Consider the following 26,351-nt stretch of genomic DNA (forward strand, 5'->3'; position numbering starts at 1 on the left):
CACGTCAGGTGCTCTTCCGCGCGATGATCGTGATGTGCCCGGTCGTCTCCAGCAGGGCGATCTTCACGTCCTCGATCTGCAGCCCGCCCTGCTGGCGCAGCGCGGCGTCGAAATCTGCACGGCTGATCAGTTCGCGGCGGAGAACGCCCTCCAACAGCCGGCCATCACGCGCGATCACGGTGGGCTCTCCTTCGATCATCCGCTCCATGCGCCGATTCCGGGTGGTCAACCAGCCCACCCCATAGTTCAGCACGATCAGGGTGGCCGCCAGCAGCAGGCCACCGCCCAGCGAGGTGTCAGTGCCCAGCAGCGCGTTCTGCACCGCGTTGCCCAGCAGCACGATCAGCAGCACGTCGAAGGGCGTGATCTGCCCCAGAGCCCGCTTGCCGCCCAGCCGGACCATGCCCAGCACCACCGCATAGACCACCACCGCGCGCAGGATAAATTCCCACCACGGCATCGCCAGTGCGAACAGATCGGGCATCGTCTTCCCCTGCGGAGCGGTGGCCCAGCCTAGCACCTGGGGTCAGATCCCTTTGCCCGTCGGGCAAAGGGATCTGACCCCATCCGAGGTTCCGGCGACACAAATAAAAAGCCCCGCTGACCAGGGGGAGGTCAACGGGGCCGGGGAACGGGCACTTGGGGAGGAGTCCCCGTTCCGAGATCTGCTCCAGGGGATGGGAGAGATCCACAACAGGCATTGCGCCTGTCGGGAGTTATAGAAGCACTCCGAACACTAACGGTTCGTGAAGGGGCCCCATTTAATGAAATTCAATCGGGGCAACATTCATGGTCGAGTCAGAAACCCCCGACTCATGAACACATTCACGTCGTTTTCGGCCTGAAATGCCGTCAGTGCGCTTCGTCCCAGTTGTTGCCGACGCCCGTGTCGACCACCAGAGGCACCCGCAGTTTGGCCGCTTGCGACATGCGCTCCACCACCTGCAAACGCAAGTTTTCCAAGAAACCGCTTTCGGTTTCGAACACCAGTTCATCGTGCACCTGCAGGATCATCCGTGCCGGTGCCCCGCTGTCGCGCAGCCACTGGTCCACATCCACCATTGCACGCTTGATGATGTCGGCGGCGGTGCCCTGCATCGGCGCGTTGATCGCGGCGCGCTCGGCCCCGGCACGCAGGCCCTGGTTGCGGGCGTGGATGTCGTTCAGGTACAGGCGGCGGCCGAACAGGGTTTCCACATAGCCCTGGTCACGGGCCTGCTGGCGCATCCGCTCCATGAAGTCGCGCACGCCCGGGTAGCGGCTGAAGTACAGCGCCACATAGTCCTGCGCCTGGCCCCGGTCGATGCCCAGGTTGCGGGCCAGGCCGAAGGCGCTCATGCCGTACATCAGGCCGAAGTTGATCGCCTTGGCGGCGCGGCGCTCGTTCGGGGTCACCTCCTCCAGCGTGCGCCCGAACACCTCGGCGGCGGTGGCACGGTGCACGTCGGCGCCCTGCTCGAAGGCGCGCACCAGGCCCGGATCCTCGGACAGGTGCGCCATGATCCGCAGCTCGATCTGCGAATAGTCAGCGGCCAGAAGCTGGCAGCCTTCCGGCGCCACGAACGCGCGACGGATGCGGCGGCCGTCCTCGGTGCGGATCGGGATGTTCTGCAGGTTCGGGTCCGACGAGGACAGGCGGCCGGTAGCGGCGCCGGACTGGTGGTAGCTGGTGTGCACCCGACCCGTGTCCGGATTGACCATCTCCGGCAGCTTGTCGGTGTAGGTGCTGCGCAGCTTGGCCAACCCGCGGTAGTCGAGGATCACCCGCGGCAGTTCGTGCTGGTCGGCAATCGCTTCCAGCGCCTCTTCGTTGGTGCTGGGCTGGCCCTTCGGGGTCTTCACCACTGCCGGCAGCTTCAGCTCGTCGAACAGCACCGCCTGCAGCTGCTTGGGCGAATCGAGGTTGAAGCTGCGGCCGGCCAGCTCGGTGGCCTTCTGCTGCGCGGCCAGCATGCGCGAGGACAGGTCCTGGCTCTGGCGGCGAAGTTCGTCGGTGTCGATCCGCACGCCGTTGGCTTCGATCGTGGTCAGCACCGGCACCAGCGGCATCTCGATGGTGCGGTACACGCTGTCCAGCGCCGGCTCGGCCAGCAGCTGCGGCTGCAACGCGTGGTGCAGGCGCAGGGTGATGTCGGCGTCTTCGGCCGCATAGCGGCTGGCTTCGTCGATGCCTACCTGCGAGAACGGGATCTGCTTGGCGCCCTTGCCGGCCACGTCCTCGAACTTGATGGTGCTGTAGCCCAGGTAACGCAGGGCCAGCGAATCCATGTCGTGGCGGGTGGCGGTGGAATTGAGCACGAAGCTCTCGAGCATGGTGTCATCGTGGTAGCCCTGCACCGCCACGCCGTGGCGGCGCAGCACATGCAGGTCGTACTTGCCGTGCTGGCCCAGCTTCTTTTTCGTTGGGTCCTGCAGCGCCGGGCGCAGTGCGTCCAGCACCTGCTGCATCGGCAGCTGGGCCGGCGCACCCGGGTAATCGTGGCCGACCGGAATGTACGCCGCCCTGCCCGGCTCGACGGCCAGGCTGATGCCCACCAGGCGCGCGCGCATCGCGTCCAGCGCGTCGGTCTCGGTATCGAAGCTGATCAGCTCGGCCTGCTGCAGGCGTTCGACCCAGGCCTGCAGCTGCCCGCTGGTCAGCACGGTCTCGTATTCACCCGGCGCGGACAGTGCCGGATCCAGCGTGCCGGCGGCGGGCGCCTCGACGCTGCCACGCGCGAAGCCGGCCGCAGTGCCGCGCAGGCTCGGGGTCGCCTCGCTGGCAGCCACCGGTGCCGGCACAGGCGCGCCCAGCTCCTTCAGGGCCTGGGTGAAACCGTAACGCGTATACAGCTCGGTCAGCGCCGGCACATCCTGCTCGCGCAGCGCCAGCGTGGTCGGGCTGGCCTCCAGTTCCACATCGGTGCGGATCGTCACCAACTCGCGGTTCAGTGGCAGGCGTTCCAGCGCAGCGCGCAGGTTCTCGCCGATCTTGCCCTTCATGGTCGGCGCGGCCGCCATCACCCCGTCCAGGTGCTGGTACTCGGCCAGCCACTTGGCGGCGGTCTTCGGCCCGCACTTCTCCACGCCCGGCACGTTGTCGACCGCGTCGCCCATCAGCGCCAGCAGGTCGATGATCTGATCGGCGCGCACGCCGAACTTGTCCATCACCGCCGCGTCGGAATCCATGCGGCTGCCGGTCATGGTGTTGACCAGCTCGATGCCCGGCCGTACCAGCTGGGCGAAGTCCTTGTCACCGGTGGAAATGGTCACCTTCAGGTCCTGCGCCAGGCCCTGCAGCGCAAGCGTGCCGATCACATCGTCGGCTTCCACGCCGGGGATGCGCAGGATGCTGATGCCCAGCGCTTCGACGATGCGGCACATCGGCTCGACCTGGCTGCGCAGTTCATCGGGCATCGGCGGGCGGTTGGCCTTGTACTGGTCGTACAGGTCATCACGGAAGGTCTTGCCGGGCGCATCGACCACGAACGCGACGTAGGCCGGGCGCTCCTTCAGCGTCGAACGCAGCATGTTGACCACGCCGAACAGCGCGCCGGTGGGTTCACCCTGTGCATTGGACAGGGGTGGCAGCGCGTGGAACGCGCGGTACAGGTAACTGGACCCGTCGATCAGGACTAATCTGCTCATGCGCCGATTCTACGCGCCCGTGCCTGCACCGCGGCGACACGGCGCGCACACCGCGATGGGGCATAATCAGGGCTCTTTCCAGGCAAAGGCCCCCGCCGATGAAGACCCTGATGCTGGCTTCCCTGCTCCTGCTCGCTGGCTGCGCCAGCATGGGTGGCGCGGGTGCTCCCCCGGTGGACGTCAAGGGCGCGGATGTGTCCAGGCGTACCATGGACAACGGCGATGTCATCGAGGAATACCGTGTGTCCGGCCAGCTGCGCATGGTCAAGGTGACCCCGTCGCGCGGTGCCCCGTTCTACATGTACGACAAGAACGGCGATGGCCGATTCGACAACGACAAGGATGGCGTGTCGCCGGTCTACTGGAAGCTGTACAGCTGGTGAGGTGACCGGGTCGGATCCCTGCGATCCAGTAGATCCACGCCATGCGTGGATTCACCCCAGCCCCCTACAAAAAACAACGCCGGCACGCATCCTGCGCACCGGCGTCGGGTCCCCTCCCCGGGGAACGCTTCAATCAGGGGGTATGGATCAGCGGATGACCAGTACCGGCAGCGTGCTGCGCGCCAGCACCTCGGCAGTCTGGCTGCCCAGCAGTACACGGGTCACGCCACGGCGGCCGTGCGAGGTCATCACGATCAGGTCGCTGTTGCGCTCGGCCGCCGTCTCGATGATGCCGTCGGCCGCGTAGCGGTCCAGCACGTGCACCGGGTTGGCCGTGATGCCCTGCTCGGCGGCCTTGGCCAGCGCCGGCTGCAGCACCTTCTGCGCGCCTTCCTCGCGGTCAGCCTTGTATTCCGGGCTGTTCATGTAGCCCACACTCCAGCCCATGGCGTCATACATGCCCACGGCCCACGGCTCGGACACGGTCACGATATCGACCTCGGCATTGAGGTCCTTGGCCAGCTCCAGGCCCTTGGCCAGGCCCTTGTCGGCCAGCTCGGACCCGTCAGTGGCAATCAGGATGCGCTTGTACATGGTAGGGCTCCGTGGCGGTCTGCCAGATGGGAACAACACCATTACACACCGGATGTGGAGGCGGCGCCTTGAGCAGGATCAATCCGGCGCCGTGCAGCGGCCCGTGCGCGCCACCCGCTTGCCCGCCCCCCTTCTGTAGAGCCGAGCCCATGCTCGGCTTCGGATGCATGAGCCGAGCATGACTCGGCTCCACATTTTCCGCCCTCAGGCGATCTGCACCACGCGTGCGTTCTGGCACAGGGGGTAGCTGCCCACGAATTCAGCGATCGCATCGCGCATCGCCTCGAACGATTGGCCGTACATGTACAGCGCGGTCTCGCTCGGGCCCTGCCACCAGCTGCAGATCTCGCCAAGGCCATCAATGCGCTCGGACAGCTGCTCGAACACGTGGTTGGAATCGCACTGTTCGTAGACCTCGTCCGGCAGGTTCAGGCCATCCAGGTAGATGCCCAGGCCCGCGGTCACGCCGAAGCTGCGATCGGCTTCACCCGCGCCCTGGATCTTCGAGCCCTTCGGTGCACCCAGCTGCTCCAGCAGGTCGATCAGCTTGGGCACGCCATCGGCATCGACCAGCGCCAGTTCGATATCGCCGTATTCGACCTCGCCGTCGTCGGACATCGCGGTGCCGCCGCCGGTGATCTCGCCGACATTGGCCGCCTGCAGCAGCGCATCGAGTGGGTCCTCGAACAGTTCGTGGCGATGTTCGGGCTGCAGCCGGGCATTCAACGTCACGGTGACGTGCAGCGCGGGTTCGGTCATGGGAGCGTTCCTGAAAGAAGTGCCGCCTATTGTAGAGCCGAGCCCATGCTCGGCTGCTTTTCCCGCCAGAAGCAGCCGAGCATGGGCTCGGCTCCACAACAGCCCGTCAGCGCAGGTACGGGGTCACCTTGCGCTTGAGCAGCTCCACCAGCACCGGGTCCATGTACTCGTAGTCATCCGGGATATCCAGGCAGATCACTCGCTTCTCCTTCAGCCACGGCTTGTAGCGGCTGGACAGCCGGTTGCGGTGCGCCTTCTCCATCACGAACACCAGGTCGGCCCACTGCAGCAGCTCGGGGCTGAGCACTTCCTCGGCGTCGGCCAGCAACCCGGCTGAGGCGGTCTCGATGCCCGGCCAATCGGCGAAGACCTGCTCGGCGGTGGGGCTGCGCAGGCGGTTCTGGCTGCAGAGGAAGAGCACGTTGCGGGTCATGAGCGCAGCCTAATCGGGGTCGGATCCCTTTTCCAACGGAAAGGGATCCGACCCCTCGGCGGTGATCAGATCACCGTCAGGTTGGCGTAGGCCATCACCAGCCACTTGCTGCCGGCGTCGGCGAATTCGACCTGCACGCGGGCGTGCGCGCCGCTGCCTTCGTAGTCGGTCACCATGCCTTCGCCGAACTTGGGATGGGTAACCAGCGCGCCGAGCTTGACTGGCGGCGCCTCGATCGAGGCATGGCCCATCACTCGGCTGGCGCCCATCGAGGCCGGCCGCGAGACCTGCACCTTGGGGCGCACTTCGTGCAGCAGCTCGCGCGGGATCTCGCGCAGGAAGCGCGACGGCAGGCTGTAGTTGTCCTGGCCGTGGATGCGGCGCGATTCGGCATAGCTCAGCACCAGCTTCTGTCGCGCGCGGGTGATGCCGACGTAGGCCAGGCGGCGCTCTTCTTCCAGCCGCCCGCTTTCCTCCAGCGAACGTGCGCTGGGGAACAGGCCTTCTTCCAGGCCGGCCAGGAACACCAGCGGGAATTCCAGGCCCTTGGCCGAGTGCAGGGTCATCAGCTGCACACCATCCTCGCCGGCCTGCGCCTGGCCTTCACCGGCCTCCAGCGCGGCATAGGCCAGGAACGCGACCAGCTCGTCCATGTCCTCGCCCACTTCCTCGATGTCGTCGGCGCGGCGCACGAAGCGCGAAGCGACCGAGACCAGTTCGTCGAGGTTGTCGGTGCGCGATTCCGAATCCAGCGAATTGCGGCTTTCCTTGCTCCAGTGCTCGCGCAGCTGCGAGCGGGCCAGCACGTGGTCCACGCGCTCGGCCAGGGTCATGTGCACGGTCTGCGCCTGCAGCTCGTTGACCAGCCCCAGGAAGCCGGCCAGCGCATTGCGCGCGCGTGCGGCCAGCGCGTTGCCCTGGGTGACCAGCATGGTCGCTTCCCACAACGAAATGCCCTGCGCGCGCGCCTCGCGGCGCACTTCGTCCAGCGTGCGGTCGCCGATGCCACGTGTCGGGGTGTTGACCGCGCGCTCGAAGGCGGCGTCATCGTTGCGGTTGGACAGCAGGCGCAGGTAGGCCAGCGCATCCTTGATTTCGGCGCGCTCGAAGAAGCGCATGCCGCCATACACGCGGTACGGCACCTGCTCGCTCAGCAGCGCTTCTTCCAGCGCGCGCGACTGCGCGTTGCTGCGATAGAGCACGGCCACTTCGGTGTAACTGCCACCGTCGCGCACCCACTGGCGGGCGCGCTCGACGATGTAGCGCGCCTCGTCCATCTCGTTGTACGCGGCGTACAGGTCGATCGGCTCGCCGTCGCCACTGTCGGTCCACAGCTGCTTGCCGATGCGATCCGGGTTGTGCGCGATCACCGCGTTGGCGGCGCCGAGGATGTTGGCGGTGGAGCGGTAGTTCTGCTCCAGGCGGATGGTCTGTGCGCCCGGGAAGTCGCGCAGGAAGCCCTGCACGTTCTCGACCTTGGCACCGCGCCAGCCGTAGATGGCCTGGTCATCGTCGCCGACCACGAACACGTGGCCGGAATCGCCGGCCAGCACGCGCACGAAGGCGTACTGGATGGCGTTGGTGTCCTGGAACTCGTCCACCAGGATTTCGCGGAAGCGCGCGCGGTAATGCGCCAGCAGGGCCGGGTTGTCGCGCAGCAGTTCATGCGCGCGCAGCAGCAGCTCGGCGAAGTCGACCAGGCCGGCGCGGTCGCAGCGTGCCTGGTACTCGATGTAGGCCTGGCGCATGGTTTCCAGCCACGCATCGTGCGGTTCGGGCTGGATGTGCTGCGGGCGGCGGCCTTCGTCCTTCTGCGCGTTGATCCACCACGCGATCTGCTTGGGCGGGTACTTGCCGTCGTCCAGCTCCAGCGCCTGCACCACGCGCTTGACCAGCCGCAGCTGGTCGTCCGAGTCCATCACCTGGAAGCCTTCTGGCAGCTTGGCGTCCTGCCAGTGCAGGCGCAGCAGGCGGTTGGCCAGTCCGTGGAAGGTACCGATCCACATGCCACGGCTGCCATGGGGCAGCTGGGCGTCGATGCGGTGGCGCATTTCGCCGGCCGCCTTGTTGGTGAAGGTCACCGCGAAAATGCCGTGGGTCGGCACGCCATCGACTTCATGCAGCCAGGCGATGCGGTGGGTGAGTACGCGGGTCTTGCCGGAACCGGCACCGGCCAGCACCAGGTGGTGGCCGGGGGGAGCGGAGACGGCTTCGCGCTGGGCCGGGTTCAGGCCATCAAGCAGGTGGGAGACATCCATGCCTCCATTTTACGGCATCGCCGTCGCGGCTCCTGCGACCACCTGGCTGGCCAGCGCCTGCGCCTGCTGACGCAGTTCAGGCACCGCCAGGCTTTCCCACAGGCTGCCGATGCGCAGGCTGCCGAGCACGCCCAGCCGTGCCTGCGGCTGGCCACCGGCAGCACGCAGGCGGTCGCCCGGCACCGTGCTGTCCAGGCCCAGCCCATGCGGGCCGGGGCGTGCCAGGCCCTCGGCCTGCAGCTGCTGCAGCAACGGATTGCGCAGCGCACTGGCGCGGGTTTCCACGCCGGTGGCGTTGACCACGCCGCCGATCGTCCAGTGCTGTTCATTGCCGTTGGCATCGCGACCCGACAGCCGCAGGGCATCGCCTTCGCGGCCGACGCGTTGCAGGCGGGACCGGTGAATGCGCAGTTGGCCGCTTTCGATCAGCGCCTGCAGCTGTGCGTCGACCTCTTCGGCGATGCGGTGGCGATGCACGTCCCAGTAGCGCACCACATGGCGCAGGAAGCGGCGCTGGTCGGCCGCGTCGAGGCTGCACCACAGCGCCTGTCCATGCGGACGGATGCGGTCCATCACGCCCTGCCACGGCAGCCCGTCGGCCTGCGCCTGGCGAGCGAACCCGCGCAATGCGCGCAGGCGCTGGCGCAGGCGCATCGGCAGCAGCGTGGCCGGGTCGAACGTGGGCAGGCCGCCATGCGCATGCGGCAGCGGCAGCAGGCCATGGCGCGAGATCACGTGCAGCGGGCCGGTGTGGCCGGCGGCAACCAGCGCCAGCACGGTGTCGGCCATGCTCAGGCCGGAGCCGACGATGGCCACGGCCTGCTCACCGGCCAGGGTACGCACGCCGTCGTAGTCCCAGGCCTCGATCACATCATCGGCGGGCAGTGCCTCGGCACCGGCCACCGGCAGCGGCCGCATGCTGTTGCCGGTGGCGAGCACCGCCTGCACGGCGTGCAGCGTCTGGGCATCGCCAAGTGTCAGCCGGTAGCCATGGTCATCCGGCTGCAGGCCCAGCACCGGCTGCGCGATCACCTGCAGCTGCGCCGGGCTGGCCGCAGCGGCCTCCTGCAGGCGCTGCTGCAGGTAGGCCGCAAAGTAGTGGCGGCATACGTAACGCTCGCCCAGCACCTCGCGCGCCTCGCCCGGGTAGGCGTTGGCGGCCATCAGGTAGTCGAGGAAATCGCCAGGCTGGTCGGCAAACGCACTCATCTTCGCCGCCGGCACGTTCAGCAGGTGCTCCGGCCACGGCGTGGCATAGGCGATGCCCTGGGCCAGCTGCGAAGCCGGTTCGAGAATGGCCAACGCCAGTGGCGCCTTGGCTTGGCGCAGTACCTGGATCGCCACCAGCACCCCGGCCGCACCACCACCGATGATTGCCAGGTCCAGTTCGCCATTACGCGATGAATCAGTCATGCGCCGATTGTAGGCCATCGGCGATGACGGGCCGGGTTGCCGAAGCGGGCGATTGCCGCCGCCTCACATCAACGCATCGGCCAGCCGTGCGATGCCTTCGCGGCTGCGCCGCCACGTGGGGCGGCTGCGCCACTGCTGCAGGTCCAGCTGCCGCGACTCACGCAGGTAGCCATCCTCGATCGCACACAGCTGCTGCACCAGCGCGCGGTCGTAGCAGACCAGGCCGATCTCGGCATTCAGCGCGAATGAGCGGATGTCCATGTTGATCGAGCCGAGCACGGCGATGTCCTCGTCCACGCTCATGTGCTTGGCATGCAGGAACTGCGGCTCGTACAGCGCGATGCGCACGCCACAGCGCAGCAGCTCGTCGTAGTAGGCCTCCTGCGCCCACGACGTCAGCCGCTGGTTGTTGCTGGCCGAGAGGATCAGCTGCACCTGCACGCCGGACAAGGCCGCAATGCGCAAGGCGCTGAGCGTGGCTTCGTCGGGCACGAAATACGGGGTGACCATCACCAGCCGGCGCCGCGCCAGGTGGATCAGCGCCGCCACCGCATCGCGCGCATTGCTGTACGGATAGGCCGGGCCGCTGGGCAGCAGCTGGGTGGCGATGTCGTCGCTGCACTCGGGCACATCGGCGATGACGTCCAGGCGCTGGCCGGTTTCCATGTACCAGTCGCTGGCGAAGACCGCTTCCAGGTGCGCCACTGCCGGGCCACGCACGCGCGCCACCAGCTCGCGGTTCGGGTGGCCGGGCACGAACTGCGGGCCGGCCAGGTTCTGCGAACCGACATAGGCCACTTCGTTGTCGATCACCGCGATCTTGCGATGGTTGCGCAGATCCATACGCCCGCTGCGGCGCCAGCGCAGGCCACCGGGCAGCATCGCGCGTACCTCGATGTCGCGCGCCTGCAGGCGCTTGCGATAGGCGCGCAGGCCGCGCTTGGCACCCACCGCATCCAGCAGCACGCGGCACTGCACGCCCCGTGCAGCCGCACGCTGCAGTGCCTCGACGATAGCCTCGCCGACCGCGTCGTCGAACATCAGGTAGTACAGCAGGTGCACCCGGTCTTCGGCCTGGTCGATGTCGGCGATCAGCGTGTGCAGCGATTCGTCGTAGTCGGTCAGCAGATCGACGGCGTTGCCGTGCACCGGCATGAAATCGCCCTGGCGCTGCACCAGCGGCACGATTTCGGCGCTGGCGGTGTCCGGCTGCGGTGTCCAGCGCAGGCGATGCTGCAGCGCCTGTTCCTCGCGGATGACCTGCGAGGCCTCGGCCTGGCGGCGGATGCGCTCGCGCGACAGCCACGGGTGGCCAAACAGCAGGTACAGCGGCAGGCCCAGCAGCGGCACGAAGCCGACCAGCAGCAGCCAGCTGCGCGCCGCCCCCGGCGTGGTGCGGGTGGGAATCCAGCACAGCGCGACCAGCCGGATCAGCCAGTCGATCAGCAGCAGGTAGGAACCCAGCAACCACTCGAACAGCATCGTGTCGCCCGTCGGAAGGTGATGGGCCATTCTGCCCAGCAGGATTAGTAGAGTCGAGCCATGCTCGACTGCCTTTCGGCCCGACAGCGGAGCAGCCGAGCGTGGGCTCGGCTCTACAAGGGAGAGCCTCAATGCCGCACTGGCACCTCGCATAGCTGCCGCACCGATTCGGCGTGACGGCGGCCGTTGAGCGCCATGCAGGCGATCGCCTGCGCGGCCCGCTCCAGCTGCGCCTCCGGCAGCGTCGGCGGTGCGCCGTTGGCCAGTGCCAGGTGGTGGTCGCACAGCAGCAGCGCCATGCCCTCGATGCCTTCCAGCATGCGCTGCAGGCGCAGCCAGCCCAGTTCCAGGTCCTGGCGGTGTGATGGGGTGTTCATGCAACCTCCTTCAACGGATCTGGCCACCGTGAAAGTGGCGGACGATGCGTGGTTGCAATACCGGGGAACAAGCAACGGAAACCAAACCGGCGGGCACGCGGCCCCCACGCACCGCCCGCCATAAGGCAGAGCGGGTCGCCAGCCGCTGCACACGCAGAGACAGCGGCTGGCGAATTTACCGTTACTCGATTCCTCGGGATTGCAAGCCCGACCGCTGCAACCGCAGCGGCTCACCATCATGGGCACGGCCACGCCCGTCGTTCCAATCGATTTGAACCGTGCGAGGCGCCGGAACCGGTAGGAACAATCACTTATCGCATTCAGCCCTTCGCTCCAGGCATGGTGCCATTGGCGACAGCGTGCGCAGGGACTGCCCAGTGCCGACCAACGGTCGGCACCCACCACGGCAATGCAGGAAGTTCCCACCACCCGAATGCCAGACATGAAAAAACCCGCCACAAGGGCGGGTTTCTTCGCGGGGATCAGCAATCCGTGCGGATTACTTGATCTTGCCTTCCTTGTACAGGACGTGCTTGCGCACGACCGGATCGTACTTCAGGAATTCCATCTTCCCCGGGGTGTTCTTCTTGTTCTTGTCCGTGGTGTAGAAGTGGCCGGTACCGGCCGAGGAAATCATACGGACCTTATCGCGCTTGCCTGCCATGATGCTTTACTCCTCAGACCTTTTCGCCGCGCGCACGCAGCTCAGCCAGAACGGAATCAATGCCGTTCTTGTCGATGGTGCGCAGTGCATGCGCGGAAACACGAAGCTTGACCCAGCGGTTCTCGCTGGCCACCCAGAAACGGCGCTCGTGCAGATTCGGCAGGAAACGACGACGGGTCTTGTTGTTGGCGTGCGAGACGTTGTTACCCGTCTGCACTCGCTTGCCGGAAACCTGGCATACGCGGGACATTGCGCACCTCGATAGTAGTAGTTGTCAGCCCGTAGCCCGGGAGACGGCGGCCTCGATGGTTGCCCACCACACGTCAAGAGAATCAAAGGGTTACGCTGGCGTTGGGCGGCCGGGGACGTGCTCCCGGGGACGCCGCCCGGTAGAAAACCGGACACAGCGAGCCGCGCATTATGCACCGGTTCAAGCACTTGCGCAAGTTACCCACAGGCGGGGACTGAACCGGCAGGACCGGGGGCACTCCGCCAACCGGCATACTGGCCCGTACCACTGCGGAGCTTCCCATGCGGCTGCTGGCCCTGACCTACGGAACCGAAGGCGACACACGTCCCCTGGCCATGCTCTGCCATGGGCTGATCGGCGCGGGCCACGAGGTGACGCTACTGGCCGATGGCGGCACCTTGGGCAGCGCGCAGGCCCTGGATGTGCCCCACGCGGCCCTTGAGGGTGACATCCATGACGACGTGGTCGCCCTGGTCTCGCGTGGCAACGGCGTTGCCGCCGCCAGTACCGGCCTGGCACGGATGGCGCTGCAGCATGTCAGCAGCTGGATGCGCCAAGCCGATGCCGCCGCCGAAGGCTGCGATGCGATTCTGACCGGTGGCCTGGCGGCCTTCGTCGGCATGAGCGTGGGCGAACGCCGCAGGATTCCCGTCATCGGCAGCGGCATGATTCCGCTGACCCCGACGCGGGCCTTCCGCTCTCCGTTCCTGCCACCGGGACGCTCGCCGGGCTGGTTGAACCGCGCCAGCTATGGGCTGGTCAACGGCCTGATCTGGCGCCAGTTCCGCCGGCCGATCAACGCGGCACGCCAGCAGTTGGGGCAATCGCCGCGCCGCGCGCTGTGGTCCGGCCTGCCGATGCTCTATGGCATCTCACCGCAGCTGCTGCCGCTACCGGCGGACTGGCCGGCCGACCACATCGTCTGTGGCCAATGGCGGCTTCCTGATGCGCCCTGGACGCCCCCGGCCGATCTGCGGGTCTTCCTTGATGCCGGCCCGCCGCCGGTCTACCTGGGCTTCGGCAGCATGACCGGCTTTGATCGCGAACGCGTGCTGCCGGCCCTGCTGCAGGCGCTGGCGCCACGCCGGGTGCTGCTGTTTCCTGGCTGGGTGGGACTGCCTGCGATGCGCTTGCCCGATTCGGTCTTCGTACTGGGGCCGACCCCACACGAAGCGCTGTTCCCGCGTTGCGCACTCGCCATCCACCACGGTGGCAGCGGCACCACGCATTCGGCCTGCCGGGCCGGCATTCCCTCGCTGGTGATGCCGTTCGCTGCGGATCAGTTCTTCTGGGCCGATCGCCTGTGTCGGTTGGGCGTGGCACCGGCACCGTTGTCACCGAAGCGACTGGATGCAGCAACGCTGGCAGCAGCCATCACCTTCGCAGAAGCCGACGCAGTACGCGCACGCGCGGCGGCCCTGGGCGTGGCGATGAGCGATGAAGACGGGGTGGCCTGTGGCGTGGCGATGATCGAGCGCTGGTTACGGCCGATGTAACAGCGGGCAAGCCTCAGCGCAGGTGCGGAATCACCTGGGCCAGCAGATGGGCATCCTTGAGCGCACCGTGCAGGCCCCGGTTGCCGGGGATGCGCAGGCGCTGCAGCACATCGTCCAACTTGTTGCCCTGGCCGGGCCAGCGCCCGCGCGCCAGCTTCAGGCTGCAGGTGATGCGGCAGTGCTGGGCCAGCGTGCCGGGAATGCCGGCCAGGCGCAGCTCGTTGTCCAGGAAACCCACGTCGAAGGTGGCGTTGTGCGCGACCATCTCGCTGCCGCGCAGGAAGTCCAGCAGTTCAGCGGCCTTGCTGGAGAACAGCGGTTTGCCCACCAGCATTGCATCGCTGATGCCATGCACGCGCTGTGCGCCCCAGTCCACCTTGCGCTGCGGCTGCAGGTAGGTGTGGAACTGGCGGCCGCTGAGCTGGCCGTCGATCAGTTCGACGGCGCCGATTTCGATCACGCGGTGCCCCAGGCGGTGGGAGATGCCGGTGGTTTCGGTGTCCAGTGCGACGATGCGATTCATGCGTGGCGATGTTTCCTGTTGCGTGCCGCGATGATTTTCGCATGCCTGCAGCAGGAAGCCCTCCCTGTAGCCGAACCCGTGCTCGGCTCACGCGCGAAGCGCGGGCCTTGAGCGTTGGAGCGAGAAGCAGCCGAGCGTGGGCTCGGCTCTACAGGTGCGTGTGCATCACCCCAACGCTTCCACCACCCAATCGATGAACACCCGCAGCCGCTGGCTCATGTGCCGGTTCGGCGGGAACATCACATGCATCGGCATGGGTGGAAGCTGCCAGTCCTGCAGCAGCGGCAGCAATTCGCCGCGCGCCACGTGCGGCGCGGCCATGTAGCTGGGCAGCGCGACCACGCCCAGCCCCGCCAGCGCCGCCGCCAGATAGGCGTTGCCGTCGTCGAAACCGACCGTGTAGCGGCCCTGCACCTCGATGCGCTCATCGCCACGTTGCGCGCTGAACACGCGTGCGCGACCACTGCGCGGGCTGAGGAAGCCGACCATGTGGTGGTCCGGCCCTTCCAGCGCGCGCGGGTCGGTCGGCACGCCGAAACGCTTCACATAGCCGGGGCTGGCGTGGAAACCGATCGGCAGCGCCGCCAGCGGCCGCGCGACCAGTGCCGGGTCGGCCGGGGTGCCGCCGCGGATCACGCAGTCGACGTTGTCGGCGATGACGTCGACCTCGCGGTCACTGACGCCGATATCCAGCTGGATCTCCGGGTAGCGCGCCTGAAACTCCGGCAGCGCCGGTACCAGCCGCAGCCGCGCGTAAGGCCCCGGCACATCCACCCGCAGGCGGCCGCGCGGCTGGCTGGCTGCGTCACCCAGCCCGCCCTCCACCTCTTCCAGCTCGGCCAGCAGGCGGGCGATGCGCGGGTAGTAGGCCGCACCGTCGGCGGTGACGCTGACCCGGCGCGTGGTGCGGTTGAGCAGGCGCAGCCGCAGGTGTGCCTCCAGCTGCTGCACCAGCTGGGTGGCCGTGGTGCGGCTGATCTGCAGGGTCTGCGCCGCACGGGTGAAGCTGCCAGTCTCCACCACCCGGGCAAACGCCCGCATCGCCTCGAAACGGTCCATGGCGGGCCATGATTGTTTGGGATTGGCAATCAATCTAGGCTGATCATCGCGGTTTATCCAGACAGCACTGGCGCGGAGGATGGCGTTCTCTCCCACGGATTCCTTCCCATGTCACAGCGTGATGTCGTTTTCCCCACCGGCCGCCAGGCCCTGTACGAGCGCAACCGCTACTCGCCGGCGATCCGATCCAGCGGTTTCCTGTTCGTCTCCGGCCAGGTCGGCAGCCGCGAGGACGGCTCGCCCGAACCGGACTTCGAAACCCAGGTGCGCCGCGCCTTCGAGAATCTCAATGCGGTGTTGGCTGCCGCCGGCTGCACCTTCGATGACGTGATCGACGTGACCGTGTTCCTGGTCGATCCGGAGAAGAACTTCGAGAAGGCCTGGGCGATCGTGCCCGAGTACTGGGGCGAGGCGCCGCACCCGACCCTGACCGGTATCGGTGTGACCTGGCTGTATGGGTTCCAGTTCGAGATCAAGGTGATCGCGAAGCTGCCGTGACCCGGGTAGTGCCGGCCGCTGGCCGGCAACGCGGTGGGGTCAGAGCCCTTTCCGGAGGAAAGGGATCCGACCCCGCGCCCGGTCCACCTGAACGGGAGAATCCGACGTATTCCCGAAGCGGCCATTGATATTGTATCCGGCGAAAACCGCTTGCTAGCCTCCCTTCCATGCGCCGGATCACCCGCCAACTGCGTACGTACCTGATGATGCTGCTGATGGCGGCATTCGTGGTCGTGCCGGTGGCCGACGTGCTGGCCTGCGCGGTCGAACCGCACGACACCACTGCGGTGCACGTGGAAAGCAACGCCAACGATGCCGAGGGTGACAGTGACGGCAAGCACGCCGGTGCCTGCAGCCACAACCACTGCCACCACTCCAACCTGAGCCTGCCGGCCAGCACCCTCGCCGCCTTCGGTGCGCCGCTGCCGGCGCGCTGGATGAATGCCGGCGACGCGGCGACCTATGCGGTCGCCCAGGATGAATTGAAGCGTCCCCCCCGGGCGTGAGTTGAGCGCGTCCCGCGATTGCGGGCTCCCGTTTCACTCACAACCGGAATCCCCCTATGTCGATCCTGACACCTCGGTCGCTGCGTGCGGCCGGGCGGGTCGTCGCCGTGTTGCTGGGCCTGGCCCCGGCAATGCAGGCGTCGGCGCAAGCCGCCCCTTCCTATGACACCCTGCTTGAACGCCTGGACCAGCTGCCCGGCACCCGCGTCGGTGCGGCGCTGGCCGAGGCCGCCGATGCGCGCGCCGACCAGGCCCGCGCACTACCCAACCCTTCACTCTCCTATTCCGCCGAGAACGCCTGGGGTACCGGCTCCTATGTCGGCATGGGCAGGGCCGATACTGTGCTCACCCTGTCCCAGCCACTGGAGGTCTGGGGCCAGCGTGGCGCGCGCGTCCGTGCGGCCCGCGCCGAGGCACAGGCGGCCAACCTGCGTGGCGCGCAGAGCCGCAGCGATGTGGCCAGCCAGCTGGCGGTGGTCTACGCACAGGCGGAAAGTGCACTGCGCCGCTACACCCTGGCCGAAGAGGCACTGAGCCTCACCCGCGATGACGCCAACGCCGTCAACGCGATGGTCAAGCAGGGCCGCGAACCGCAACTGCGCGCGGTGCAGGCGCAGAGCGAAGTGGCCAACGCCAACGCCGCGCTGGATGAAGCGCAGGCCTTCCGCGATGCCGCGCTGGCCCGCCTGGCCGGTGCTGCACTGCTGGATGCGCCGGTGCAGTCGATCGACGACAGCCTGCTCGACCGTGCGCCGCCGCTGCCGCGCGGTGCCACCGATGTAGCACTGGCCGTGCGCATCGCCGAAGCCGAAGCCGATGCGGCGGGCAAACTGGTCGAGGTGGAGCGCAAGCGCGCCCTGCCCGACCTCAGCGTCACCGCCGCGCAGACACGCTTCCGCGAAGGCGGCGAGCGTGCCTACAACCTCGGCGTCGGCATCAGCATCCCGCTGTTCGACCGCAACCGCGGTGGCATCCGCGCCGCCAATGCCGACCAGCGCGCGGCCGAGGCGCGCCTGGACCAGCAGCGCCGCGACAGCGAGGCGGCACGCCTCTCGGCCGTGGCCGGTTTGAAGGCCGCCGGCAGCCGAACCCGCGCCGCCGATGAAAGCGTGGTCGCCGCCGAAGAGGCGTATCGCCTGGCCCGCATCGGCTTCGACGCCGGACGCATCTCGCAGCTGGAACTGCGCAGCACGCGCAGCGCTCTTATCGCCGCCCGCGCCGCCGCCGTGGATGCGCGCCTGTCGCGCGTCGGCGCGGAAATCGATCTTGCCCGCCTTGAAGGGCGCGCACCCTTTGTGGAGGCCCCATGACTCTCTCCCGTACTTTTCCGCTCATCGGCGGCATGCTGCTGACTGTGCTGCTGGCCGGCTGCGCTGGCAACGCGCAGACACCTGCCAATGAAGATCCGGCTGCGACCAAGGCCGGCACCGACGATGGCCATGGCCACGCCGGCAGCAGCAAGGAAGCCAAGGCAGAAATCGCGAAGGCGCCTGCTGACGCCGACGAAGGCGTGGTGCAGCTGACGCCCGAGCAGATCAAGGCGTCCGGTATCGAAGTGGTTGCCGTCGGTCGCGGCGGTGGCGGTTCCACCCGCCTCGCCGGTCGGGTGGAACCCTCGGTCGGTGCCCGTGCCTCGGTGGCCTCGACCGTGACCGGCCGCGTCGAGCGCGTACTGGTCGCGCCGGGCACGGCGGTGAAACAGAACCAGGCGCTGGCCATCGTGGTCAGTGGCGAGGCAGCGGTGTTCCGCGCCAATGCGCTGGCCGCATCCGCCGAAGCCGAGGCCGCACGCCTGGCCTATGGCCGCGACAAGGCCCTGGTCGAGCAGGGCGTGGTCGCCCGCCAGGAGCTGGAAGCCTCGCGTGCACGCTCGCTGGCGGCACAGGCCCAGGCCGCTGCCGCGCAGGCACAGGCCGCCGCCAACGGCGCGCCCGATGCCAGTGGACGCGTGCGCATCACCAGCCCGGTGGCCGGCATCGTCGGCAACGTGCAGGTCACACCGGGCGGTGTGGTCGCCGCCGGCAGTGCGGTGGCCGACGTCGCCGACCCGTCGATGAACGAGCTGGTGTTCACCGCACCGCCAGCGCTGGCTGCACAGGTCATGCCCGGCATGACGCTGGAAGTGAGCGTGCCGGGTGGCAGCTTCACCGCTACCGTCACCGGTTCGGCCGCCGATGTACGGCAGCAGGGCGGCGTCGCAGTGATCCGCGCCACGCCGGTGGATGCGTCGCTGCCGCCAGCCGGTTCGCCGGTATCGGCCGTGGTGGTCACCGAAGGCCAGGACGGCTCGCTCAGCGTGCCCGCCGATGCGGTGCAGAACGTTGATGGCAGCAGCGCGGTGTTCGTCGCCGTCGAAGGTGGCTTCAAGGCGCAGCCGGTACTGGCCGGGCGCCGTGCCGGTGACCGCATCGAGATCCTCGGTGGCCTGAGCGGCAACGAGCGCATCGTCGGTGCCAACGCCTTCCTGCTCAAGGCCGAGCTGGCCAAGGGCGAAGCCGAGCACGGCCACTGAGGAGGCAACCATGTTCAAGCTGATCATTGAAACAGCGGTGCGCCACCGCTGGCTGGTGGTGTTCATGGCGGCGCTGATCGCCGCCGTGGGCCTGTTCCAGCTGGGCAAGCTGCCGATCGACGCCGTGCCGGACATCACCAACCGCCAGGTGCAGATCAACACGGTGGCCCCAGCGTTGACCCCAGAGCAGATCGAACGGCAGGTGACCTATCCCCTGGAAACCGCGCTGGCCGGCATTCCCGGCCTGACCACCACGCGTTCGCTGTCACGCAATGGCTTCTCGCAGGTCACCGCGATCTTCACCGATGCCACCGACATCTACTTCGCCCGCCAGCAGGTGGCCGAACGCATGCGCGAGGCATCGGAAGACCTGCCCGATGGTGCATCACCGATGCTGTCGCCGGTCACCACCGGCCTTGGCGAGGTGCTGATGTGGACGGTGGACTTCACCGCGTTCGATCCGGCCAGGCTGGCCAAGCCCGGTGAAGCCGGCTGGCAGGCCGGCGAGGTCTACCGCACGCCGGAAGGCAACCTGCTGCGCACGCCGGAAGAGCGCGCGACCTACCTGCGCACCGTGCAGGACTGGATCATCGCGCCGCAGATGCGCTCCAGCCCCGGGCTGGCCGGTGTCGATACGGTCGGCGGCTACGTCAAGGAATATGGCGTGCATCCGGACAGCGCCAAACTGGCCGCGCATGGCCTCGGCCTGGCCGACCTGGTCACTGCCCTGCAGCGTTCCAACGTGCAGGCCGGCGCCGGCTTCGTGCAGCGGGCCGGCGAAGGCCTAGTGGTGCGTGCCGATGGCCTGGCGCTGACCACCGAGGATCTTGCACAGGCGCCGGTGGCCACCCGCAATGGCGTGGTGGTGCGCGTGGCCGATGTAGCCACCGTGGAACTGAGCCGCGCGCCGCGCCTGGGTGCAGCCAGCCGCAACGGCCACGAGGCCGTGCTGGGCACCGCGCTGATGATTGCCGGTGGCAACAGCCGCACCGTGGCGCAGGCCGCGGCCGCACGTCTGGAACAGGTGAACACCTCGCTGCCGGCCGACATCGTGGCCGCACCGGTGCTGGACCGCAGTGTGCTGGTCAATTCCACCATCAAGACCGTGGCCCGGAACCTCACCGAGGGCGCGCTGCTGGTGGTGGTGGTGCTGTTCCTGCTGCTGGGCAACCTGCGCGCGGCCACCATCACCGCGCTGGTGATTCCGCTGTCGTTCCTGTTCGCGGTGATCGGCATGAACCGCTTCGGCATCAGCGGCAACCTGATGAGCCTGGGTGCACTGGACTTCGGCATCCTGGTGGACGGTGCGGTGATCGTGGTCGAGTCGACGCTGCTGATGCTGGGCCAGCGCCGCGCCGAACTGGGCCGGACGCTGACCGCGATGGAACGGCTGCGCGTGGCCGCCGATTCCGCGCTGAAGATGGCGCGCCCGGCGGCGTTCGGCCAGCTGATCATCCTGCTGGTGTTCGCGCCGATCCTCACCCTGGAAGGTGTGGAGGGCAAGACGTTCCACCCGATGGCGGCGACCTTCATGCTGGCCCTGGTCGGTGCCTTCCTGTTCTCCTTCACTTTCGTGCCGGCGATGACGGCGCTGCTGGTGCGCGAGCCGAAGCTGAAGGACGGCGATGCACATGCGGACGACGGCGAGCACGAGACCAGGCTGATACGCGTGCTGCGTGCGCGCATCGAGCCGGTGATCCGCAAGGCCGTGGCGCATCCGCGCACGGTAGTGGCCAGTGCGGTGATGATGGTGGTGGTGGGCATCGGCTCGTTCTCGCTGCTGGGCCGCGAGTTCATGCCGACGCTGGATGAAGGCAACGTGGCGATGCAGGCGTTGCGCGTGCCGTCGACGTCGCTGGAGCAGTCACTGGCCATGCAACTGGCGTTGGAAAAGGTGATTGCCAAGCAGCCGGAAGTGGAAACCGTGTTCTCGCGTACCGGTACCGCCGAGGCGGCGATCGATCCGATGCCGACCAACATCTCCGACAGCGTGATCGTGCTGAAGCCACGCAAGGACTGGCCCGATCCGAAGTTGGCCAAGGACGCGCTGGTGGCCCGTTTCGAAAAGCTGGCCGGGCAGCAGCTGGGCAACAGTTTCGAGTTCAGCCAGCCGATCGAGCTGCGCTTCAACGAGCTGATTTCCGGCGTGCGTACCGATCTGGCGGTGATGATCTTTGGCGATGACTTCGGCCAGCTGCAGAAGGTAGCCGACCAGGTGGCGCTGAAGCTGCGTGCGGTGGAGGGCGCGGCCGACGTGCGGGTGGAGCAGATCTCCGGCCTGCCCACGCTGAACGTGGCGATCGATCATGTGGCGGCGGCGCAGTACGGGCTGACTGCAGCGGATGTGAGTGATGCACTGTCCACCGGCATCGGCGGTACCGCCGCCGGCAAGATCTTCGAAGGCGACCGCCGCTACAACGTGGTGGTGCGCCTGGACGATGCCGCGCGCAACGATCCGGACCAGCTGGCCTCGCTGCCGATCGCCACGCCGTCGGGGCTGGTGATTCCGCTGTCGTCGGTTGCCCGCATCACGGTCAGCGAAGGGCCGAACCAGATCAGCCGCAACAACGGCAGCCGCCGCGTGGTGGTGCAGGCCAACGTGCGTGGCCGCGACCTGGGCGGCTTCGTCGGCGAAGCGCAGGCCGCGGTAGCCGACGTGGCACTGCCGCCGGGTGCCTATCTGACCTGGGGTGGCCAGTTCGAGAACCTGCAGCGCGCGGAAAAGCGGCTGGCAACGGTGGTGCCGGTAGTGTTCCTGCTGATCGGCAGCCTGCTGTTCATGGCCCTGCGCAGCGGCAAGGAAGCCATTCTGGTATTCAGCTGCGTGCCGTTGGCGCTGGTCGGCGGCATCCTCGCGCTGCTGCTGCGAGGCATGCCGTTCTCGGTATCGGCGGCGGTCGGTTTCATCGCCGTCTCCGGCGTAGCCACGTTGAACGGCCTGGTGCTGATGCAGGCGATCCGCGAACGCCTGGACGCCGGCGACCTGCCGTTGCAGGCGGCGATCAACGGTGCCTCCAGCCGCATCCGAGCGGTGCTGACCACGGCGCTGGTGGCGATCGTCGGCTTCATTCCGATGGCGATCGCCAGCGGTTCCGGTGCGGAGGTGCAGAAGCCGCTGGCGACGGTGGTGATCGGTGGCCTGATCACCGCCACCGTGCTGACCCTGCTGGTGCTGCCGACCTTCGCAGCACGGGTGGCCAGGCCGCGGGCGGTAGGCTGAGGTGAGAGGGGGTCGGAGCCCTTTCCACGGGAAAGGGATCCGACCCGGTGACCGGGTCGGATTGCCGGCCAGCGGCCGGCACTACCCGGTACCGGTCAGGCCTTCTTGCGCTCGGCGATGTAGGCCTGGATCTGCTGTTCCAGCACCGGCAGCGGCACCGAGCCCTGCTTGAGCAGGGTGTCGTGGAAGCCCTTGATGTCGAACTTGTCGCCCAGCTCCTTCTCGGCCTGCGCACGCAGGCGCACGATGGCGATTTCGCCCAGCTTGTAGCTCAGCGCCTGGCCCGGCCAGGAAATATAGCGGTCCACTTCGGTGGTCACTTCATGCTCGCTCAGCGCGGTGTGGTCACGCAGGTAGGCCAGCGCCTGCTCGCGGGTCCAGCCCTTGCTGTGCACGCCGGTGTCGATCACCAGGCGCGCGGCGCGCCACATCTCGTAGGTCAGGCGGCCGAAATCCTCGTACGGGGTTTCGTAGATGCCCATCTCCACGCCCAGCTTCTCGCAGTACAGCGCCCAGCCTTCGCCATAGGCGGAGATGTAGGCGTTGCGGCGGAACTCGGGCAGGTTCTTCTGCTCGGCGGCGATCGCGCCCTGCAGCGAATGGCCCGGATCGGATTCATGCAGGGTCAGTGCCGGCAGGTTGTACAGCGGGCGCGACGGCAGGTTGTAGGTGTTGAGCCAGTAGGTGCCCATGCCACCGCGGCCGGCCGTCCAGAACGGTGCGATGTCCGGCGGCACCGGCACGATGGTGAAGCGCGCGCGCGGCAACGTCATGTACTTGCCCAGCTGGCCATCGGCGCGCTTGGAGATCCACGCGGCGCGCGACAGCAGCTCTTCCGGCGTCTTCGCATAGAACTGCGGATCGGTACGCAGGAAGGTCAGGAACTCGGCGAAGCTGCCCTTGAACTTCACCTGCTTGATGATGTCGTTCATCTCGCCCTGGATGCGTGCGACTTCCTCCAGGCCGATGCGGTGGATCTCGTCCGGCGACAGGTCCAGCGTGGTGTACTCGTGGATCTGCTGCCTGTAGTAGGCCTTGCCATCGGGCATCGCTTCGGCGGCCAGGGTGGTGCGCGCCTGCGGCACGTACTCGTTGACGAAGAAGGTGCGCAGCTGCTGGAACGCCGGCACCACCTTGCCGCTGATCGCTTCACGCGCCTGCGCCTGCAGCCTGGCCTGTTCGGCGGCCGGGATGCTGTTGGGCAGCTTCTTGAACGGCGCGTACAGCGGCGATTCGGTCGGGTCCTTCAGCTCGGCGACGGTGGCGATGGACACTTCGCGGCCATCCAGCACCGCGCGCGGCACGCTGAAGCCGCGCTTCAGGCCGGCGCGCATGTTCTCGGTCTGCTGGCCGAAGTAACGCGGCACGTCGTTCAGCCGTGCGATGTAGTTCTGGTAGTCCTGCACGGTCTTCATCTCGCGCCGGGCCATGAAGGACAGGTTGGACCAGAACGAGGAATCGGCGTTGAACGGCATTTCGTAGCCGCGCAGGCGCGTCTCTTCGGCCAGGTTGAACACCTGGTCGTGGTAGATCGCGTAGTTGACCTGGTTGTCCGGCGACAGGGTCTTCGGGTCGATCTTCTTCAGCGCGGCCAGGGTCTCGTCCCACACCTTCAGGCGTGCCTGCTGCGCGGCCGGGCCGACGTCGGGCATGCGGGTGGCGTTGGCGGGCGCGTCTTCGTCCTCGCTGGCTTCACCACCTCCCTGCTGGCGCCACTTCCATTCCTTCTCGTACAGCGCGCGGAAGGCGGCATCTGCGGGCGATTCGGTGGCCACGCTTGCGGGCGCGGCGGCGGCGGTGGGCGCAGCGGCCGAGGCCACGGTGGGGGCGGACAGGGCGAGCAGCAGGGCAACGGCAAGGCGGGTTTTCACGAGCACAGGTTCCCGGGAAGGCAGGCCCCGATGATGGCACCGCCCACGGCTCATGGCATGGGACGAAGGTCCTGCCTGCAGCGCAGGCAGGACCGGGAACCGGCCGCAGGCCGGGGCCCCAGCGCCGAAGGCGCGTGGTAGAGCCGACTGCTAGTCGGCTGCTCTTCGGCCAGACGTGGCAAAGAAAGCCCGCGCTCCGCGCGAAAGTCGACTGACAGTCGACTCTACCCACGGCAGACCGCATCCCGGCGCAGCCTCAGTGACTGGCCCTGTCGCGCTTCCAGCCGCGGTGCTTGATATCCAGGTGCAGGCTGTACAGGGCGGTAAACGCCGGGAACAGGTTCTGCAGCACGCCCACCGAGTCCTGCTTGGCCGAGAACAGGAAGTAGCTCAGCGTCATCAGGCTGCCGATCACGCTCATGTACCAGAACAGGCGCGGGATGACCGGCTTGCCGGCGCGCTTGGAGGCGATGAACTGGACCAGCCAGCGGCCGCCGAACATCAGTGCGCCGGTGTAGCCGATCAGCTTCCAGCCGGTCACATGCAGGCCGGTCCAGTACAGCCAGGTCAAGGGCTGATCCAGCCAGTGCAGCTCCAGATCCATCAGCGCTCCTCCACCGCGGTGCGCTTGCTTCGGGTGATCAGCCAGGCCACGCCACGCAGGTCGCGGATGCCGACCAGCGCACGGCCGAGGTTGTTGTACTTGGACACGCCGGCGGTGCGGTGGCGGTGGTTGACCGGCACGCTGATGGTCTTCCAGCCGGCACGCTGCATCAGCGCCGGCAGGTAGCGATGCATGTGGTCGAAGTACGGCAGGTCGAGGAACGCGCTGCGTTCGAACAGCTTGATGCCGCAACCGGTGTCGGGCGTGTCATCGCGCAGCATGCGCGCACGGATGGCGTTGGCCCACTTGCTGGCCCAGCGCTTGCTGCCGCTGTCCTGGCGGTTGACGCGCCAGCCGGCGAACAGCTTCACCTGCGCCTCGGCGGCGTCGCGTGCGGCGAGCAGCTTGGGAATATCGGCCGGATCGTTCTGGCCATCGCCATCCAGGGTGGCGATCCACGGCGCCCGCGCATGCTTGACGCCGGTCCGCACGGCGGTGCTCTGCCCGCTCTGGTTCACATGGTGCAGCACCCGCAGTTCCGGCGTGGTCGCCTTCAGTCCCTGCAACACGGCCAGGGTGTCATCGCGCGAGTGATCGTCGATGTAGACGATCTCGAACGGCAGCCGGCCACGCAGCGCAGCGGTGATTTCGGCGACCAGCGGGGCAACATTGTCGCGCTCGTTGAACACCGGGACGACAACGGAAAGCTCGGGTTGGCTCATAAGGCACTCGGCCAAAGGGGGGACAAAGACCGCGCATTCTCCGAAACCGAGGTTATCCGAAGATGAACCCGGCGGCGTGAGGATCCGTCCTCAGGCGCGATCACCAAAATACTCGCGGCACCACTGCACCACAGGCGGCAGGCCTTGTTCGATCGGGGTCACCGCATCGAAGCCGAAAGCGTCATGTGCGCGCCGGGTATCGGCCATCGTGCGCACCATGTCGCCGGGCTGCATGGGCTTGTAGACCTTCTGCGCGGGGCGGCCGGCGGCCTGCTCGATCACGCTGATGAAGCGCTCCAGCTCGACCGGCGTATGGTTGCCGAGGTTGAACACCCGGTGCGGCACCGGACCGTCGGCCGGATGCGCGAGGGCGCCGAGGATACCGGAGACGATGTCGGAGACATGTGTGAAATCGCGCTGCATGCGGCCTTCGTTGAACACGTCGATCGGCCGACCGGCCAGCACCGCGCGCGAGAACAGCAGCGGTGCCATGTCCGGCCGGCCCCACGGGCCATACACGGTGAAGAAGCGCAGCCCGGTGGCATGCAGGCCGTACAGCTGCGCGTAGGTGTAGGCCATCAGCTCGTTGGCGGCCTTGGTCGCCGCGTACAGCGAGCGCGGCTGGTCCACGCGCTGGTCTTCGGAGAACGGCGGCGTGGCCGAATCGCCGTAGACCGAACTGCTGGAGGCGTACACCAGGTGCTGCACGCCACGGTGGCGGCACAGCTCGAGCATGTTGACGAAGCCGACCAGGTTGCTGTCGACGTAGGCATGCGGGTTTTCCAGCGAATAGCGCACGCCGGCCTGCGCGGCCAGGTGGATCACCGCGGTCGGCTGCACCTCGTCGAACAGCGCGGCCAGGCCTTCGCGGTCGGTCAGGTCCAGGGTGCGCAGGTCAAGCGCCGGACACAGCGCGGCCACGCGGTCACGCTTGATCTGCGGGTCGTAGTAATCGTTGAAGTTGTCCAGACCGACCACGGCCCGGCCGGCCTCCAGCAGCGCGCGGGCGGTGTAGGCACCGATGAAGCCGGCAGCGCCGGTGAGCAGGATGGTCATCGCGGGTCTCGATCAAAGCACCCCGCTGCCATCGGCGTGGCCGA

At 67.6% G+C, this 26,351-nt stretch carries 24 protein-coding genes; 7 read left to right on the forward strand and 17 right to left on the reverse strand.

Going from position 1 to position 26,351, the window contains the following annotated elements; translation table 11 throughout:
• Window positions 1-4: 4 nt before the first annotated feature.
• Entirely contained in the window at window positions 5-484 is a 480-nt protein-coding gene (locus tag ACUDTM_RS12075; protein ID WP_334271650.1) for a DUF421 domain-containing protein, read from the reverse strand.
• 368 nt (window positions 485-852) lie between these two features.
• The gene (gene polA, locus ACUDTM_RS12080; protein WP_188241465.1) at window positions 853-3,627 is read right to left on the reverse strand and encodes a DNA polymerase I; all 2,775 of its coding nucleotides are present in this window, start codon (window positions 3,625-3,627) and stop codon (window positions 853-855) included.
• A gap of 98 nt (window positions 3,628-3,725) precedes the next feature.
• On the opposite strand from polA, the gene ACUDTM_RS12085 reads away from it, so the two are divergent.
• On the forward strand, window positions 3,726-4,010 hold the full coding sequence (locus ACUDTM_RS12085) for a DUF2782 domain-containing protein (protein WP_049443782.1): 285 nt from the start codon (window positions 3,726-3,728) through the stop codon (window positions 4,008-4,010).
• A gap of 147 nt (window positions 4,011-4,157) precedes the next feature.
• Here ACUDTM_RS12085 and ACUDTM_RS12090 read toward each other — a convergent pair whose 3' ends face one another.
• The 9 genes from ACUDTM_RS12090 to rpmB all read right to left on the reverse strand — a co-directional run bounded on the left by ACUDTM_RS12090 (window position 4,158) and on the right by rpmB (window position 12,240).
• Window positions 4,158-4,604, reverse strand: a complete 447-nt coding sequence (locus tag ACUDTM_RS12090) for a universal stress protein (RefSeq protein ID WP_005420335.1) — start codon at window positions 4,602-4,604, stop codon at window positions 4,158-4,160.
• Window positions 4,605-4,808: 204 nt separating this feature from the next.
• A complete protein-coding gene (locus tag ACUDTM_RS12095) occupies window positions 4,809-5,363 on the reverse strand; it encodes a hypothetical protein (protein WP_445391341.1) in 555 nt (184 codons plus the stop codon).
• Between the two features lie 106 nt (window positions 5,364-5,469).
• Window positions 5,470-5,796 (reverse strand): low molecular weight protein tyrosine phosphatase family protein, encoded by a 327-nt coding sequence (locus ACUDTM_RS12100; protein ID WP_072167797.1) that lies wholly within the window; start codon window positions 5,794-5,796, stop codon window positions 5,470-5,472.
• 65 nt (window positions 5,797-5,861) lie between these two features.
• Window positions 5,862-8,054, reverse strand: coding sequence for a DNA helicase II (gene uvrD / locus ACUDTM_RS12105; RefSeq protein WP_353076093.1), 2,193 nt, complete (start codon window positions 8,052-8,054; stop codon window positions 5,862-5,864).
• 9 nt (window positions 8,055-8,063) lie between these two features.
• Window positions 8,064-9,485 carry an FAD/NAD(P)-binding protein gene (locus ACUDTM_RS12110; RefSeq protein WP_445391342.1) on the reverse strand — a complete coding sequence of 474 codons (1,422 nt, stop codon included), beginning with the start codon at window positions 9,483-9,485 and terminating at the stop codon, window positions 8,064-8,066.
• 45 nt (window positions 9,486-9,530) lie between these two features.
• Window positions 9,531-10,949 (reverse strand): cardiolipin synthase, encoded by a 1,419-nt coding sequence (gene cls / locus ACUDTM_RS12115; protein WP_014648869.1) that lies wholly within the window; start codon window positions 10,947-10,949, stop codon window positions 9,531-9,533.
• Between the two features lie 128 nt (window positions 10,950-11,077).
• Window positions 11,078-11,326, reverse strand: coding sequence for a hypothetical protein (locus ACUDTM_RS12120; protein ID WP_180883646.1), 249 nt, complete (start codon window positions 11,324-11,326; stop codon window positions 11,078-11,080).
• A gap of 499 nt (window positions 11,327-11,825) precedes the next feature.
• Window positions 11,826-11,993, reverse strand: a complete 168-nt coding sequence (rpmG, locus tag ACUDTM_RS12125) for a 50S ribosomal protein L33 (protein WP_169411268.1) — start codon at window positions 11,991-11,993, stop codon at window positions 11,826-11,828.
• 10 nt (window positions 11,994-12,003) lie between these two features.
• A complete protein-coding gene (gene rpmB / locus ACUDTM_RS12130; RefSeq protein ID WP_005411638.1) occupies window positions 12,004-12,240 on the reverse strand; it encodes a 50S ribosomal protein L28 in 237 nt (78 codons plus the stop codon).
• 281 nt (window positions 12,241-12,521) lie between these two features.
• Here rpmB and ACUDTM_RS12135 point away from each other — a divergent pair, with 281 nt between their 5' ends.
• On the forward strand, window positions 12,522-13,736 hold the full coding sequence (locus ACUDTM_RS12135; RefSeq protein WP_072167794.1) for a glycosyltransferase: 1,215 nt from the start codon (window positions 12,522-12,524) through the stop codon (window positions 13,734-13,736).
• Window positions 13,737-13,749: 13 nt separating this feature from the next.
• On the opposite strand, the gene dnaQ is transcribed toward ACUDTM_RS12135, so the two are convergent.
• Window positions 13,750-14,259 (reverse strand): DNA polymerase III subunit epsilon, encoded by a 510-nt coding sequence (dnaQ, locus tag ACUDTM_RS12140; RefSeq protein ID WP_005420353.1) that lies wholly within the window; start codon window positions 14,257-14,259, stop codon window positions 13,750-13,752.
• Window positions 14,260-14,424: 165 nt separating this feature from the next.
• A complete protein-coding gene (locus ACUDTM_RS12145; protein ID WP_111008164.1) occupies window positions 14,425-15,318 on the reverse strand; it encodes a LysR family transcriptional regulator in 894 nt (297 codons plus the stop codon).
• Window positions 15,319-15,426: 108 nt separating this feature from the next.
• Between ACUDTM_RS12145 and ACUDTM_RS12150 the strand changes: the two genes are divergently transcribed.
• The 5 genes from ACUDTM_RS12150 to ACUDTM_RS12170 all read left to right on the forward strand — a co-directional run bounded on the left by ACUDTM_RS12150 (window position 15,427) and on the right by ACUDTM_RS12170 (window position 22,054).
• The gene (locus ACUDTM_RS12150) at window positions 15,427-15,816 is read left to right on the forward strand and encodes a RidA family protein (protein WP_053498809.1); all 390 of its coding nucleotides are present in this window, start codon (window positions 15,427-15,429) and stop codon (window positions 15,814-15,816) included.
• A 167-nt stretch (window positions 15,817-15,983) separates the two neighbouring features.
• Window positions 15,984-16,322, forward strand: a complete 339-nt coding sequence (locus tag ACUDTM_RS12155; RefSeq protein WP_111201077.1) for a hypothetical protein — start codon at window positions 15,984-15,986, stop codon at window positions 16,320-16,322.
• Window positions 16,323-16,378: 56 nt separating this feature from the next.
• The gene (locus ACUDTM_RS12160) at window positions 16,379-17,632 is read left to right on the forward strand and encodes a TolC family protein (RefSeq protein ID WP_353761678.1); all 1,254 of its coding nucleotides are present in this window, start codon (window positions 16,379-16,381) and stop codon (window positions 17,630-17,632) included.
• Window positions 17,629-18,834, forward strand: coding sequence for an efflux RND transporter periplasmic adaptor subunit (locus ACUDTM_RS12165; protein ID WP_353761676.1), 1,206 nt, complete (start codon window positions 17,629-17,631; stop codon window positions 18,832-18,834). Before ACUDTM_RS12160 ends, ACUDTM_RS12165 begins: the two co-directional genes overlap by 4 nt.
• A 10-nt stretch (window positions 18,835-18,844) precedes the next feature.
• Entirely contained in the window at window positions 18,845-22,054 is a 3,210-nt protein-coding gene (locus tag ACUDTM_RS12170; RefSeq protein WP_445391343.1) for an efflux RND transporter permease subunit, read from the forward strand.
• 95 nt (window positions 22,055-22,149) lie between these two features.
• On the opposite strand, the gene ACUDTM_RS12175 is transcribed toward ACUDTM_RS12170, so the two are convergent.
• From ACUDTM_RS12175 to ACUDTM_RS12190, 4 genes are all read right to left on the reverse strand, one after another.
• Complete coding sequence (locus ACUDTM_RS12175; protein WP_088496654.1) at window positions 22,150-23,925, reverse strand: DUF885 domain-containing protein; 1,776 nt, start codon at window positions 23,923-23,925, stop codon at window positions 22,150-22,152.
• A gap of 256 nt (window positions 23,926-24,181) precedes the next feature.
• A complete protein-coding gene (locus ACUDTM_RS12180) occupies window positions 24,182-24,529 on the reverse strand; it encodes a lipid-A-disaccharide synthase N-terminal domain-containing protein (protein ID WP_049415940.1) in 348 nt (115 codons plus the stop codon).
• Complete coding sequence (locus ACUDTM_RS12185; protein WP_072167786.1) at window positions 24,529-25,251, reverse strand: glycosyltransferase family 2 protein; 723 nt, start codon at window positions 25,249-25,251, stop codon at window positions 24,529-24,531. The genes ACUDTM_RS12180 and ACUDTM_RS12185 overlap by 1 nt, the downstream gene beginning before the upstream one ends.
• 90 nt (window positions 25,252-25,341) lie before the next feature.
• A complete protein-coding gene (locus ACUDTM_RS12190) occupies window positions 25,342-26,307 on the reverse strand; it encodes an NAD-dependent epimerase/dehydratase family protein (protein WP_088496653.1) in 966 nt (321 codons plus the stop codon).
• Window positions 26,308-26,351: the final 44 nt, after the last annotated feature.

This window comes from Stenotrophomonas maltophilia group sp. vghtpe118 (assembly GCF_052605195.1).

Excerpts from the sequence above, each read along its gene's own strand:
- ACUDTM_RS12150 (WP_053498809.1), top strand. The coding sequence starts at position 15,427 with ATGTCACAGCGTGATGTCGTTTTCCCCACCGGCCGCCAGGCCCTGTAC.
- ACUDTM_RS12135 (WP_072167794.1), top strand. The coding sequence starts at position 12,522 with ATGCGGCTGCTGGCCCTGACCTACGGAACCGAAGGCGACACACGTCCC.
- cls (WP_014648869.1), bottom strand. The coding sequence starts at position 10,949 with ATGCTGTTCGAGTGGTTGCTGGGTTCCTACCTGCTGCTGATCGACTGG.
- rpmB (WP_005411638.1), bottom strand. The coding sequence starts at position 12,240 with ATGTCCCGCGTATGCCAGGTTTCCGGCAAGCGAGTGCAGACGGGTAAC.
- uvrD (WP_353076093.1), bottom strand. The coding sequence starts at position 8,054 with ATGGATGTCTCCCACCTGCTTGATGGCCTGAACCCGGCCCAGCGCGAA.
- ACUDTM_RS12120 (WP_180883646.1), bottom strand. The coding sequence starts at position 11,326 with ATGAACACCCCATCACACCGCCAGGACCTGGAACTGGGCTGGCTGCGC.
- dnaQ (WP_005420353.1), bottom strand. The coding sequence starts at position 14,259 with ATGAATCGCATCGTCGCACTGGACACCGAAACCACCGGCATCTCCCAC.
- ACUDTM_RS12155 (WP_111201077.1), top strand. The coding sequence starts at position 15,984 with ATGCGCCGGATCACCCGCCAACTGCGTACGTACCTGATGATGCTGCTG.
- ACUDTM_RS12090 (WP_005420335.1), bottom strand. The coding sequence starts at position 4,604 with ATGTACAAGCGCATCCTGATTGCCACTGACGGGTCCGAGCTGGCCGAC.
- ACUDTM_RS12085 (WP_049443782.1), top strand. The coding sequence starts at position 3,726 with ATGAAGACCCTGATGCTGGCTTCCCTGCTCCTGCTCGCTGGCTGCGCC.
- ACUDTM_RS12170 (WP_445391343.1), top strand. The coding sequence starts at position 18,845 with ATGTTCAAGCTGATCATTGAAACAGCGGTGCGCCACCGCTGGCTGGTG.
- polA (WP_188241465.1), bottom strand. The coding sequence starts at position 3,627 with ATGAGCAGATTAGTCCTGATCGACGGGTCCAGTTACCTGTACCGCGCG.
- ACUDTM_RS12095 (WP_445391341.1), bottom strand. The coding sequence starts at position 5,363 with ATGACCGAACCCGCGCTGCACGTCACCGTGACGTTGAATGCCCGGCTG.
- ACUDTM_RS12100 (WP_072167797.1), bottom strand. The coding sequence starts at position 5,796 with ATGACCCGCAACGTGCTCTTCCTCTGCAGCCAGAACCGCCTGCGCAGC.
- ACUDTM_RS12075 (WP_334271650.1), bottom strand. The coding sequence starts at position 484 with ATGCCCGATCTGTTCGCACTGGCGATGCCGTGGTGGGAATTTATCCTG.
- ACUDTM_RS12185 (WP_072167786.1), bottom strand. The coding sequence starts at position 25,251 with ATGAGCCAACCCGAGCTTTCCGTTGTCGTCCCGGTGTTCAACGAGCGC.
- ACUDTM_RS12110 (WP_445391342.1), bottom strand. The coding sequence starts at position 9,485 with ATGGCCTACAATCGGCGCATGACTGATTCATCGCGTAATGGCGAACTG.
- ACUDTM_RS12165 (WP_353761676.1), top strand. The coding sequence starts at position 17,629 with ATGACTCTCTCCCGTACTTTTCCGCTCATCGGCGGCATGCTGCTGACT.
- ACUDTM_RS12190 (WP_088496653.1), bottom strand. The coding sequence starts at position 26,307 with ATGACCATCCTGCTCACCGGCGCTGCCGGCTTCATCGGTGCCTACACC.
- ACUDTM_RS12145 (WP_111008164.1), bottom strand. The coding sequence starts at position 15,318 with ATGGACCGTTTCGAGGCGATGCGGGCGTTTGCCCGGGTGGTGGAGACT.
- ACUDTM_RS12180 (WP_049415940.1), bottom strand. The coding sequence starts at position 24,529 with ATGGATCTGGAGCTGCACTGGCTGGATCAGCCCTTGACCTGGCTGTAC.
- ACUDTM_RS12160 (WP_353761678.1), top strand. The coding sequence starts at position 16,379 with ATGTCGATCCTGACACCTCGGTCGCTGCGTGCGGCCGGGCGGGTCGTC.